Origin of the sequence: Flavobacterium psychroterrae (assembly GCF_018380615.1) — a bacterium.
GTDB classification, from domain to species: domain Bacteria; phylum Bacteroidota; class Bacteroidia; order Flavobacteriales; family Flavobacteriaceae; genus Flavobacterium; species Flavobacterium psychroterrae.
Map to the genome: position 1 here is coordinate 1 of NZ_JAGYVZ010000030.1, position 13311 is coordinate 13311.

Annotated in this window: 9 protein-coding genes; 4 read left to right on the forward strand and 5 right to left on the reverse strand. The window is 32.3% G+C overall.

The annotated features are described in order from the left end of the window. Positions 1-53 precede the first annotated feature (53 nt). From KHA90_RS21800 to thrA, 5 genes are all read right to left on the reverse strand, one after another. Positions 54-839, reverse strand: a complete 786-nt coding sequence (locus KHA90_RS21800) for a hypothetical protein (RefSeq protein WP_213306588.1) — start codon at positions 837-839, stop codon at positions 54-56. A gap of 5 nt (positions 840-844) precedes the next feature. Continuing rightward, positions 845-2077 (reverse strand): hypothetical protein, encoded by a 1233-nt coding sequence (locus KHA90_RS21805; RefSeq protein WP_213306591.1) that lies wholly within the window; start codon positions 2075-2077, stop codon positions 845-847. Positions 2078-2245: 168 nt separating this feature from the next. After that, positions 2246-3535, reverse strand: a complete 1290-nt coding sequence (thrC, locus tag KHA90_RS21810) for a threonine synthase (RefSeq protein ID WP_213306594.1) — start codon at positions 3533-3535, stop codon at positions 2246-2248. 360 nt (positions 3536-3895) lie between these two features. Further along, entirely contained in the window at positions 3896-4831 is a 936-nt protein-coding gene (locus tag KHA90_RS21815) for a homoserine kinase (RefSeq protein ID WP_213306597.1), read from the reverse strand. A 147-nt stretch (positions 4832-4978) separates the two neighbouring features. Beyond that, positions 4979-7426 carry a bifunctional aspartate kinase/homoserine dehydrogenase I gene (gene thrA / locus KHA90_RS21820; RefSeq protein WP_213306600.1) on the reverse strand — a complete coding sequence of 816 codons (2448 nt, stop codon included), beginning with the start codon at positions 7424-7426 and terminating at the stop codon, positions 4979-4981. A 726-nt stretch (positions 7427-8152) separates the two neighbouring features. Between thrA and hutH the strand changes: the two genes are divergently transcribed. From hutH to KHA90_RS21840, 4 genes are all read left to right on the forward strand, one after another. Continuing rightward, on the forward strand, positions 8153-9667 hold the full coding sequence (hutH, locus tag KHA90_RS21825; protein WP_213306603.1) for a histidine ammonia-lyase: 1515 nt from the start codon (positions 8153-8155) through the stop codon (positions 9665-9667). 48 nt (positions 9668-9715) lie between these two features. Next, entirely contained in the window at positions 9716-10360 is a 645-nt protein-coding gene (locus KHA90_RS21830) for a DUF47 domain-containing protein (RefSeq protein ID WP_007810732.1), read from the forward strand. 32 nt (positions 10361-10392) lie between these two features. After that, a complete protein-coding gene (locus tag KHA90_RS21835) occupies positions 10393-11730 on the forward strand; it encodes an inorganic phosphate transporter (RefSeq protein WP_213306606.1) in 1338 nt (445 codons plus the stop codon). Positions 11731-11894: 164 nt separating this feature from the next. After that, on the forward strand, positions 11895-13286 hold the full coding sequence (locus KHA90_RS21840) for an SMI1/KNR4 family protein (RefSeq protein ID WP_213306609.1): 1392 nt from the start codon (positions 11895-11897) through the stop codon (positions 13284-13286). The last annotated feature ends 25 nt before the right edge of the window (positions 13287-13311 follow it).

Here is a 13311-nt window from a genome sequence, read left to right on the forward strand (position 1 = left end):
AAAATGTTCTACTAAAAAATCAGGAAGCATAAATTTTAAAAGATCTATAGGAGTCATATCAAATTCTTAGATTGCAAATTTCTGATTTTATTTTGACATTCCTCCCCAGGTTTTGTTCTTGATCCAATTAAAATATCTAATTGTAAAAGAGTTGAGAGAATAGAAACAATATAAGAACTGTTCATACTTTGACAAACTAAAATTGGGTCTTCTTGTAATTCATCAAACCATTCAGATTTAATTTTCAAAGCAAGTTTATAAATTGCAAAAAGTGAAAAATCCTTGTGATAGGAAATGAATTTTTTTAAATCGACATATGAATTTATGTAAACATAGGAAGAGGTGTGTGGCTTTGCGTATTCTGTAATATGAACTTTTAATAAATTTTTAAATTTGATTTTGAAAATTTCTGAAACACTTATTTTTAAATCGGTTAATTTATTTGTTTCTTCAAATAAATAATATTTTTCAAAAAAATCATAATCAGTGTTTTTTAAATTAAGTTTATTTTGAATAGCATCAAATCCTAATTCATTTACTATCTGAGAGAGAATATTTATACAACAAATAACAAATCCGGATGACCTTAAGTCCACAAATTTTGATTTTAAATTTGGTTGACAAAAACGAATATTATTAAAATCAAGTATGATATTTTTAATAATATTTTTTTCAATATTATCATCTAGATTATCTTTTATTTTAAGGATAGTTGAAAGACTAAGTTTGTCCTCATAGATTCCAGAGAAATTATTCTCTAAATAATTAGAATTTACAATTTGTTCAGCATGTAAATTAAAATAAATATAATCGTCTGTAATGATTTTTGATATTACCATATATTCTATTTATTTGGAATTTCTACTTCAATATGGACTCCTTTAAATTTTACAGGATAGAATCTTACTGATGAAAACTTAATATCTTTATTGTATTTATTAATAGTATCTAAATAAAATTCTTTAAATAGTTCTAATGATTTGAATGAATATTTTATGATCAATTCTTCGTGCTCAGATTTATTAATCTTTCCATAAATAAATCTATTATGAACTTCGGAAATTAATTCACGTAGAGAATTTAAATTGATCAAATTCTCCAACATTCTATTAGAAATTATTATTTGAGAATTTTCCGTATGTAGTCTAAAATAGCCTTTACATGTTAAAACAACAGTACACATTAAATCAAATAGCCCGGCTCGATCTTTTAGCATTGAATAATATAATGCTTCAAATATAGAATGGAAATTATTGATAATTTCAATTGGAAATTTTAATAAAGAATTATGTTTGGATAATTCTACTGATAATTTCATTGTACTATAATAAGATGTTGGAGTTTTAGTCTTTAATGATTTTTCTAATCCAATCCCATTATCTGATATGGAAAATTTAGTTTTATATCTGTCAACAAACATTAAAGCATATGTGTCTGATTGAGAATGTAAAACACCATTTGTTATTAATTCTGAAAGTATATCAATAAATAAATTATGCTGATTAAATGTAAGTTCGTTGTCGACTAAAAGTTCTGAAAAGTGGTCTTTAACTTTATAGATATAATATTCAACCAAAAAATCTCTTTTATCTTCTTCATTAGAAAATCCGTTTAATTCATTAATTAAATTATCATCCTGTAATGAATATGATCTTACTTTATGATCTTCACGTTGATTGTTTCCCCTAAAATTACCGAGATAGGCTTCATTAAAATTAAAAATATTTTTTCCAATCGGAAAAGTTGGATTTGTGTTTTTACCACTTATTTTGAAGAAGTTACACTTATCAAGGAATTCTAGTAAATTGATTGTACCAGAGTTGTTTGTAAGGTTAAGTTTAAGTGGTTTTTTGTGGAATTTTTTTAATTGTTCTGCAATACTTAGTAATAATGGTATGGTAATAGGATCAATATGATATTTACCAAATAAAGAGTCAAAGTCATTATCATTAATTAAATCAAATTCTATAGGATCTACTTGACCACTTTTATAATAGCTAGCAAGATCGACTAGGAAATCATTATAGAAATTATGAGGTGTTAAGGAGATATTATTCTTAATAATTGGGATTCCCATATAATTTATTTAATTTATGCTTTTATAATTATGTCTAAGAATAATTAATCAAACATAATAATTTTACTTACAAAAAACTAATTCAAAATAAAATTTTAAAACCACAAATTACATCAAAATAAATTCATGTAATCTGTGGTTGAATTTTTTTTACTAAATAGATAATTATTATCCCAAAAAATTCTTCAATTCCTCATAAGTTTTAATCTTCACACTAACTTTCTCCTCATTAATAACACTTTCAATTTGTTCCGGAATAGGAAGTGTAATTGCCAAAGCAGGTTCTACAACATCCAGAAACTTAATAGGATGTGCCGTTTCTAAGAAAACACCAATCGCATTTTCATGTTTTTGAAGTTCTTTTTTCAGACCTAAATATCCAACAGCACCGTGAGGTTCTGCGATATAACCATTTTTGCTATAAATATTTTTTAGAGCTTCAAGAGTTTCTTCGTCAGTATAACTATAAGAAGAGAAATCTTTTTCGAAAGATTTTAAGTCGTTGTTGTACAATTCCTGAATCCTGATAAAGTTACTTGGGTTTCCAACGTCCATTGCGTTAGAGATTGTTGCTTTTGAAGGTTTTGGGTCGTATTTTCCGTTTTCTAGAAATCTTGGTACCGTATCGTTTACGTTTGTAGACGCTACAAAATGCTCAATTGGCAAACCTAATTTCTTAGCCATAATTCCCGCACAGATATTCCCGAAATTTCCACTTGGACAAGAAAAAATCAACGGTTTGTTTTGGCTTTTCAACGCTTTGTAGGCAAAGAAAAAATAGAACATTTGCGGCAACCAACGCGCAATATTAATAGAATTTGCCGAAGTCAGGTTTTTATGCGCTAAACTTTCATCTAAAAACGCTTTTTTTACCATATCCTGGCAATCATCAAAAACGCCATCAACTTCCAGAGCTTTAATGTTTTTTCCTAAAGTTGTCAATTGTTTTTCCTGAATGTCGCTCACTTTTCCTGACGGATATAAAATCACGACATCAACACCGTCAACGCCAAGAAATCCGCTTGCAACAGCTCCGCCCGTATCTCCCGAAGTCGCTACTAAAACAGTATTTTTACTGTCTTTTTTGTCTTTGTTAAAATACGCCAGACAACGTGACATAAATCGCGCTCCAACATCTTTAAAAGCCATTGTTGGTCCGTGGAATAATTCTAACGAATAAATGCCGTTTTCAACTTCCACAACCGGAAAATCAAAAGATAAAGTTTCGGCTATGATTTCTCTTAAATAATCCTCCGGAATATCATCGCCTACAAATTGCTGAATCACATCAAAAGCAATATTGTGATGCGTTAGATTTTCGATTACATTAAAAAATGCAGGATTTAAAGGCGTAATATTTTGCGGAAAATACAATCCTTTATCACTCGCTAATCCTTGAATTACGGCTTCTTTAAAAGAAACTTCGGGTGCATTATGGTTTAAGCTATAGTATTTCATTTCTAATTTTAGATTTTAGATTTTAGATTTTAGAAAAAAGAGAATAGAGTATAGAAAATAGACTTTCTGTATTATCAAATTCCAATTTTTCAAATTCCAAATTCCAATAATTATTTGGTTTTCAAGTCTCGTTTTGTCATTTCGACGGAGGAGAAATCGCATCCAGAGAGCAACGTTCTGTGTGGTTACGTTATGTGATTTCTCGTTCCTCGAAATGACAAACTGTGTGTTTATGCTTTGCGTGCCATACTTTGCGGGACTTCGACTTCGCTCAGTCTGACAATTTGCGACGTATAAATTCGTTTAATTAATTTTTTATCTATTCCACAAACCAATTTGTGTAAATTCGTGAAATTAGTGTTATATAATTCTTACGCCATCCGGATTAATTTTCGAAACGTGAATTTCATATGGCAAATTCATGTTTTCGTAAACATGGCTCATGGCTTTGGCAATTTTATCAGCGGTTTCTTTTCCTCTGCTTAAAGCAAAAATCGACGGACCAGAACCGGAGATTCCAGAACCTAACGCACCGTTTTCAAGAGCGGTTTGTTTGATTAAATCGAAACCCGGAATCAAAACGCTTCTTAATGGTTCTACGATTTCGTCATGAAGTGATCTTCCTATCAAATCGTAATCTTTTGTGTATAATCCGGCAATTAATCCGCCCACATTTCCCCATTGCATGATCGCACTTTTTAGGGAAACGGTTTGTTTTAATACCGAACGCGCATCCGAGGTTTTCAACTCAATTTGAGGATGAACTACCGTTGCGAATAATTCTTCCGGACTATCAATTCTGATAATATCAAGCGGAGCATAACTTCTTACCAAAGTAAAACCGCCTAAAAGGGCAGGAGCAACGTTGTCAGCATGAGCGTTTCCGCTGGCTAATTTCTCGCCTTGCATTGCAAATTGCACCAAATCTTTGCGGGAATATGGTTTTCCTAATAATTCATTAATCCCGAAAACTGCCCCGGCAGAACTTGCGGCGCTGCTTCCTATTCCGCTTCCAGCTTTTATGTGTTTGTAGATTTCGATTTCGAAACCAAAATTTATCGGTTCAAAATCTAGTTCGTAAGCTTCAAGCATCGCTAAACCTGCCACGCCCGCAACATTTTTCTCGGTTTCTAAAGGTAAATCAGCACCCACAATTTTAGTAATGCGAATTCCTTTTTGATCTGTTTTTCGAACAATCATTTCATCACCCGCATTGTCTAAGCAAAGTCCAAGTACGTCAAATCCGCACGAAAGATTCGCGATAGTTGCCGGGCAAAAGAGTTTTATTTGTGTCATTTTTTTTAAGGTTCAGAGTGGCAAAGGCTCAAAGGTTCAGAGGTTTTGCTACTCGATATTTTTATTTTAGGTTCAAAGTGGCAAAGGTTCATAGGTTGAAAGGTTTTTAACTTTGTCCCTTTGCACCTTTGAGCCTTTGTACCTTCTTTAATTATTTCCAATCCTAATTACATCCGCAAAAATCCCTGATGCAGTTACCGCAGCTCCGGCACCGGCGCCTTTGATCAATAAAGGCTGATCTACGTAACGATCTGTGTAGAACAATACGATATTATCTTTTCCTTCAAGGTTATAAAAAGGATGATCTTTTGGGATGAATTGTAATCCGACGCTTGCTTTTCCGTCTTCGAATTTTGCTACATATTTCAATCTTGAATCTTTGGCTAAAGCTTCTTCATATATTTTTTCGAAATGAGCAGCATGTTTTGTTAATGATGCAAAAAAGTCTTCGTTGTTTGTTGTTGCTAAACAATCGGCTGGCAGGAACGATTCGTTGGCGATGGCGTCAATATCCATTTCGTAACCGCTTTCACGAATTAGGATTAAGATTTTACGCGCAACGTCAATTCCGCTTAAGTCAATTTTAGGATCCGGTTCTGTAAATCCTTGTACTCCGGCTTCTTTTACAACATCATGAAAAGAATTGTCTTTATCAAAATTATTGAAAATAAAGTTTAAACTTCCTGATAAAACGGCCTGAATTTTATGCACTTTATCGCCCGAAGCAATTAGGTTTTTTACCGTATCAATAATTGGCAATCCCGCGCCAACATTAGTTTCAAATAAAAACGGAGCGTTGTATTGACGTGATAAACTTTTTAGTTTTTTATAATTATCGTAAGCAGATGAACAAGCAATTTTATTACAAGTTACAACCGCAATACTTTCTTTTAAGAATTTTTCATAAGTTTCAGCAACGCTCGAATTTGCTGTAATATCCACAAAAATGCTGTTACGTAAATTCAGTTCTTTGGCACGAGCAATAAATTCTGTCGGAATAGCGTGTTCGCCTTTATCTAAAGTCGCTTTCCAGTCTTTTAGAGAAATTCCGTCCTCGTCAAAAAGCATTTTTCTGGAGTTTGATAAAGCGATAACACGAACATTTATCTTTAAATTATCTTTTAAGAATTTCTTCTGATTGTGGATTTGCTCGATGAATTTTTCACCCACATTTCCAACTCCCATTACGAATAAATTCAGCTGTTTAGTATTTTCTTCAAAGAAGTTTTCGTGCAAAGTATTCAATGCTTTTTTAACGTCTCTTTCGTTAATTACAGTCGAGATATTACGTTCAGATGCACCTTGCGCAATGGCACGGATGTTTACATTGTTTTTTCCTAAAGTGCTAAACATTCTTCCGCTTAAACCCTGGTGATTTTTCATGTTTTCTCCAACAAGAGCGATAATGCAAAGATCTTTTTCTACAATGGCAGGATCGATTTTGTTTTGAAGAATCTCAACTTCAAAAGCTTTGTTGATCGCAGCTTCGGCATTTTCAGCATCCGAATTTAAAATTCCGATGCAAATAGAATGCTCAGAAGAAGCCTGAGTGATAAAAATAACATTGATTTTTTCCTGAGATAATACTTCAAACAAACGTTTTGATGAACCCGAAACTCCAATCATTCCAGGACCTTCAAGAGTTATCAACGAAATATTATCGATATGACTAATACCTTTTACAACCGTATCTTTTGAGGAAACCTGATTAGAAATTAAAGTTCCTACAGCTTCCGGCTCAAAAGTATTTTTGATTAAAATTGGAATATTTTTTCTTAAAACTGGCTGAATTGTTGGCGGATATAACACTTTTGCTCCAAAATGCGACAATTCCATCGCTTCCTGATAAGAGATGTCTGCAATTGGCTGCGCTTGTTTAACAATTTTTGGGTTTGCAGTAAACATTCCGTTTACGTCAGTCCAGATTTCAAGTTGTTCAGCTTCAAGAGCTCCGGCTATAATTGCAGCGGTATAATCAGACCCGCCACGACCTAAAGTAGTAGTGATTCCGTCCAGAGTTTGAGAAATGAATCCCGGTAAAATATTTATTTTCGATTGATCTTCGGCAAAATATTCCTGAATCAATTGATTTGAAACTTCAAAATTTACAACTGCTTTACCAAAATTATTATTGGTTTTTATCAGTTCGCGGCTGTCTTTATACACGACACTTTTATCAATTTGCTGATATGCCTGCGCAATAATATAGGATGAAAGTAATTCGCCAAAACTTAAAATTGTATCAGAAGTTCTTGGAGATAATTCGCCTAATAAAAAACAGCCGTCTAACAAAGTTTCAAGATGATTAATGATTCTTTTTACGTGACTTAATAAGCCGCTTTGTTCGCTTACAGGAATTAATTCTTTAAGTGTATCAAGGTGTTTTTTTTCAATTTCGGCAACGATATCTCTAAAACTTTCGTCGTTTGCTGCTGCTTTTGCTGCTGCTAATTGCAATAAATCGGTCACTTTGCTTAACGCCGAAACAACAACAACTAATTTATCCTGTTGAGATTTTTTGTTTATAATTTCTAGAACGTGTTTTATATTTTGAGCATTGGCAACCGAAGTTCCGCCAAATTTTAATACTTTCATTTTTGTGTTTTTTAATAAGGTGCAAAGATTTTGAGTGACAAAGGTTCAAAGGTTATCAACTGTGAACTGAAACTGAAAACTGCGACTATTTTTTTTTATTTGTAAATGTTTTTTATGTATCCAAAACCTTTCTTCTTTCGGGAAAAAAATATAGATAACCAGGATTATATGTAAAAATGTATACCCCTAAGGGGTAGTAGTTGTTGTAGTAGAAATTGTTGCAGCAGTAATTGCAACTCTGGTTGGAGTTGATATCGAAGATTGATATTTTGCGCTGTTACTTTTCATTTTGGTTTTTCAAAAGTACAGTTTTTTATAAAAGGTAAAAACTCTAATTTTCTTTTTGCGAATATTTTAATAATTCAATTCCCACCAAAGCAATATTGAGTATTTATTAAATTTAAATCGGTAAAGATGACTTATTCATATATTTAGGACTTTTTATCGAGACATTGAAATTGTGTCAATGATGATTTCGGTAAAAAAATGACTCAGAAACATACTGATTTTATCCTATATGATAAATAGGAAATGTTTTTTGAATTATAATCTTTAAAAATTTATAATTCAATTCTTATAAATTTAAAGAGCTGATTTTTTGTCTGATAAGGATTATGAAATAGATAAAAGTCAGGAATCGGAATTGTCTAATTTTTAATTATTATGAACAAATGTTGCTTTTTAATATTGATTTGCTGATTTTTGATGTCTTAAAATACAAACACCATGAGAGAAATCCATTATATAAGTACTGAAACCTTAAGTTTAGAAGCCTTACAAGAAATAATAGTGAATCAAAAAACACTTGAATTATCAGAGGAAGCAAAAGTAAATGTTCAGAAATGCCGAGATTATTTAGATAAAAAAATGGCTTCACATTCTGAACCTATTTATGGTATCAATACAGGATTTGGATCGCTTTGTAATGTGAAAATCTCGAATGAAAATTTATCACAACTTCAGGAAAACTTAGTAAAGTCGCATGCTTGCGGAACAGGTGAAGAAGTTCCGTCTGAAATTGTAAAACTAATGTTGTTGCTTAAAATTCAATCGTTAAGCTACGGACATTCAGGAATTCAATTGCAAACTGTAGATCGTTTAGTTGATTTTTATAACAATGATATTTTACCTGTTATTTATACTCAGGGTTCTTTAGGAGCTTCTGGAGATTTAGCACCATTGGCACATTTATCTTTACCATTATTAGGAGAAGGCGAAGTTTGGTTTGAAGGAAAAAAAGTAGCTTCGCGAGAAGTTTTAAAGCATTTTAACTGGCAACCAATTGTTCTACAGTCAAAAGAAGGTTTGGCTTTATTGAACGGAACTCAATTTATGAGTGCTTACGGAGCGCATATTTTGATAAAAGCGTACAAGTATTCCTATTTGGCTGATTTAATCGGGACAATTTCATTAGAAGGTTTTGACGGCAGAAGTGAGCCTTTTAACGAATTGATACATTATATACGTCCGCATAAAGGACAAATTATTACCGCACAACGCATTAATGAATTTCTGGAAGGAAGCGAAATTATTGCTCAGGAGAAAAAACACGTTCAGGATCCGTATTCTTTCCGTTGTATGCCACAAGTTCATGGAGCGTCAAAAGATGCGATTGATTATGTTCGAAAAGTATTCAAGACCGAAATTAATTCGGTTACCGATAATCCAAATATATTCATTGAAGCTGATCAGATTATTTCAGGAGGAAATTTCCACGGGCAGCCTTTGGCTTTAGCCTTAGATTTTATGGCAATAGCTTTGGCTGAATTAGGTAGTATTTCTGAAAGAAGAACTTATCAGTTGATTTCAGGATTGCGTAATCTTCCGGCATTTTTAGTTGATAATCCCGGATTGAATTCAGGATTAATGATTCCGCAATATACTGCGGCAAGTATTGCAAGTCAAAATAAACAATTGGCAACTCCGGCAAGTGTAGATAGTATTGTATCAAGTAACGGGCAGGAAGATCACGTAAGTATGGGCGCAAACGGAGCTACAAAAGCGTTGCGTGTTTTACATAATTTAGAGCGTATTTTAGCGATCGAATTGTTGAATGCTTCACAGGCAATTGCCTACAGAGAACCTTTAAAATCAAGTGATTTTATTGAGATGTTTTTGAGCAGTTACAGAGAAGTTGTGCCACTTGTTAAGGAAGATAGAATCTTACATTATGACATTGAAAACACGGTTTCATTCCTTGATAGTTTCCAAATTGAAAACGATTTGTTAACAATGGCTTAACATTGCAAAACATTAATGAAGTAATTTTGCACTATCAAAAATATAAAAATGTCAATAAACAGTATTTTCCAATTTTTAGTGCCGAAAGACAAGAAATTCTTTCCACTTTTTGAAGAAGCTTCAAGCAATTTAATTGAATTAGCTTCTAATTTACACGAAGCTGTAAATCTTCCGTTGAAAGAAAGAGAAGTTCTTTTTCAAAAAATTGACGAATTAGAGCAAAAAGGAGAAGACATTACACGTCAAACCAATCTTGAATTGAGTAGAAATTTCATTACTCCGTTTGACAGAGAGGATATTCACACATTGATTACTTCTATTGATAACGTTGCAGATTATTTGCACGGAGCAGCAAGCAGAATGAGATTGTATCAGGTTGATAAGATTACAAAATCTATCAGAAAAATGACCGAAATCAATCTTGAAGCTTGTCAAAACATTGATAGTGCAGTAAAAGAATTGAGAAACTTAAAGAATTTTAAAGTTATTAAAGACGCTTGTGCGAGAATTAATAAATTAGAAAACAAGTCAGATAACGTTTATAACAAAGCAGTTTTTGAAATTTTTGAAAACGAAACAGACGCTAAAAATATTATTAAATATAAAGAGGTGTTATCTGTTTTAGAATCAGCAACAGATAAATGTAAGAGTGTTGCAAACATACTGGAATCTATTTCTGTAAAACATTCTTAAATTCAATTTATTTCATTCTGAAGTTATAATTTATGACGCTACTTATAATTATTATAGTATTAGCCTTAATTTTTGATTACATCAATGGTTTTCATGATGCGGCAAATGCTATTGCAACAGTTGTTGCTACAAAGGTTCTAACGCCTTTTCAGGCGGTTCTTTGGGCAGCATTTTTTAACTTTTTGGCATATTGGGTTTTCGGATTTGGTGTTGCAGATACCGTTGCAAAAACAGCGCACACTATGGAGATTAACCTTGTTGTTATTCTTGCTGGTGTGATTGCAGCTATTTGTTGGAATTTATTAACCTGGTGGTTAGGGATTCCTTCAAGTTCATCACATACTTTAATTGGTGGTTTTGCAGGAGCAGCAGTTGCTCATGCTATAGCTGTACACGGTTTTTCAGGTTATGTTGGAGAAGATGGAACAACACATTATTGGTACGAAATTGTAAGCTGGTACAAATCAGGAAAAGATGGAGGAATGCCTTCAGGAGTTCTTATTATTATTGCTTTTATTGTTTTAGCACCTTTATTAGGAGCTTTAGCTTCATACTTAATTTCGATCTGGTTATTGAACGCATCTCGTAAAGTTATTGGACCAAAAATTTTCACAGTAGCTTTAATGATTGGTACTATTTGGTTAGTTAGCAGTTTAATGGTTCCTTATGCAGAGATTGATAAGCCTAGATTTGATTCCCATTTTTGGAGTGTAGCTTTTGATCCGCATAATATTAAATGGTTTTTAGTAGCTTTTATCATTTTGACAGTAAGTGCTTTTTGTTTGATATTCAGTAGTTTGAATTTACATCAGGCTGATGCTGCTTTGAAAAAAATGCAATTATTATCTTCTGCTGCTTTCAGTTTAGGACATGGTGGAAATGATTCTCAAAAAGTAATGGGTATTATTGCTGCTGCCGTAGCGGTGTTTATTCATACAAGCCCTCCGGGAACGCATCTGACTTCATGGTTAGATGTAGTTTTGCCAAATGATGATTTAGGTATAAAAGGAGTAATGCCGGGATGGATTCCTTTAGCGTGTTATTCTGCTATTGCTGCGGGAACTTTGAGTGGTGGTTGGAAAATTGTGAAAACAATGGGTTCTAAAATCACAAAAGTGACTTCATTTGAAGGTGTTGCTGCTGAAACTGCTGGTGCTTTGACACTTTACTTTACAGAGCATTTAAAAATTCCGGTAAGTACAACACATACAATTACAGGTTCTATCATTGGGGTTGGATTAACAAAACGTGTTTCTGCCGTTCGTTGGGGAGTTACTGTAAGTTTGATTTGGGCTTGGATATTAACGATTCCTATTTCAGCTCTTTTAGCAGGTATTGTTTATTTTCTTTTAAGTGTTTTTATTAAATAGTAAAATGATATTTGTACAATGTGAGAATTAAAATTACATTTTAAAACATAAAAAAAAAGCCGGTTTCTTTATTGAAACTGGCTTTTTTGTTGCATGATATTTATTGTTTTAAAATGATAATGTATTTATATTTACATTGAAATAATGAAGAGATCAAGCTTATAATGGAGGAAATAAATCAAATAGCGAGAATTAAAAAGAAGTTAATCCTTGCAAAAAATAATGATAAAGATTTACAGGTATTTGGCGCAGAAAGTCACCAATATATTTTAGGAGAACCAGTAAATAAAGATCAAATTTTAGAATTTGAAAAAGAATACAATTTAGAACTTCCGGAATGTTATAAAGTATTTTTACTTGATATAGGCAATGGTGGAATTTCATTCGGAAATTCTGCCGCTGGACCTTCTTATGGAATTTATCCTTTGGGTAAAAATGTAGATGAATTTATTGCTGAAAATACAAAAGAATATCTAAAACGAGATTGCAGTTTCCATCCAAAAATGACAAATGAGTTTTGGGCAGCATTAACGAAAAATATTGAAGATAATGACGATATTTCTGATGAGGATTTTGATCTTGAATTAGGAAAAATATTTTCAGGATTATTGCCAATCGGTACTCAGGGTTGTACTTACTTTTATGCACTTGTTTTAAATGGTGAATTTAAGGGAAGAGTCGTAAATGTTGATATTGACAGACAGAAACCATATTTTGCTTTTGAAGCCAACTTTTTAGATTGGTATGAAAGATGGCTGGATGAAATTATTCCAGAAAACGTAATGATGCTTGAGCCTGATTTGTTCCAATATACATTAGGAGGAACGTCAGGTTATATTTTAGAAGTATATTTTTCTACCAATGAAAATAATACTAAAATAGAATGTTTGAATGGAATTTTAAAAAAAGAGCAACTTGATTTAGAAACTCTGGATATTCTGGAGAAACAATATAAATTAAGTGTTGGTGAATTTCAAAAAATACTGCTTCAAACACTGACTAAGTTTGATTATGAAAGAGCTTTTCCTTATTTAATTGATTTTACGCAAAAGAGTTTTTTGACAGTTTTTCAGTTTGTGTTTTGGTATGCAAAAGACAAAAGCTCAGATTGGCTGGATTTTATTAAGTCGAATGTTGAAAGAATAGGTGATATTGAAACTTTTCGATTTTGCACTTATTTGCTAAAAGAAATGAATATTGATTACGGTGATATTATTATCCCTTATACTCTAAAAGATAATGAAGAAATAAGAGTGAATGCTTATTACTCGCTTGGTCAATTAGAGAATAAAAGTAATTATATAGATACATTTATTATCGGGTTGCGAGATAATTCAAACAGAGTTATTCACACCGTATTGCAAGCCTTAGATGGAGTAGCAGATCAAAAACTTTTAGAACATTATAAGTTTATAGCCGAAAAATTTCCAAAAGAACAGGATTACATTCTTGTAAATCTAAATCATAGACTAAAATCTTTTGGGTTGAATAATCAAACCGTTAAAGAAATGAATACTGGTTATAAAAATAGAAAATGGTATCAGTTTTGGAAATAAAAAAAGCCAGTTTCTTTATTGAAAC

What these genes read in the sequence shown, in the direction of transcription:
- KHA90_RS21815 (WP_213306597.1), bottom strand. Translation starts at nt 4,831, where the DNA reads ATGACACAAATAAAACTCTTTTGCCCGGCAACTATCGCGAATCTTTCG.
- hutH (WP_213306603.1), top strand. Translation starts at nt 8,153, where the DNA reads ATGAGAGAAATCCATTATATAAGTACTGAAACCTTAAGTTTAGAAGCC.
- thrA (WP_213306600.1), bottom strand. Translation starts at nt 7,426, where the DNA reads ATGAAAGTATTAAAATTTGGCGGAACTTCGGTTGCCAATGCTCAAAAT.
- KHA90_RS21840 (WP_213306609.1), top strand. Translation starts at nt 11,895, where the DNA reads ATGGAGGAAATAAATCAAATAGCGAGAATTAAAAAGAAGTTAATCCTT.
- KHA90_RS21805 (WP_213306591.1), bottom strand. Translation starts at nt 2,077, where the DNA reads ATGGGAATCCCAATTATTAAGAATAATATCTCCTTAACACCTCATAAT.
- thrC (WP_213306594.1), bottom strand. Translation starts at nt 3,535, where the DNA reads ATGAAATACTATAGCTTAAACCATAATGCACCCGAAGTTTCTTTTAAA.
- KHA90_RS21835 (WP_213306606.1), top strand. Translation starts at nt 10,393, where the DNA reads ATGACGCTACTTATAATTATTATAGTATTAGCCTTAATTTTTGATTAC.
- KHA90_RS21830 (WP_007810732.1), top strand. Translation starts at nt 9,716, where the DNA reads ATGTCAATAAACAGTATTTTCCAATTTTTAGTGCCGAAAGACAAGAAA.
- KHA90_RS21800 (WP_213306588.1), bottom strand. Translation starts at nt 839, where the DNA reads ATGGTAATATCAAAAATCATTACAGACGATTATATTTATTTTAATTTA.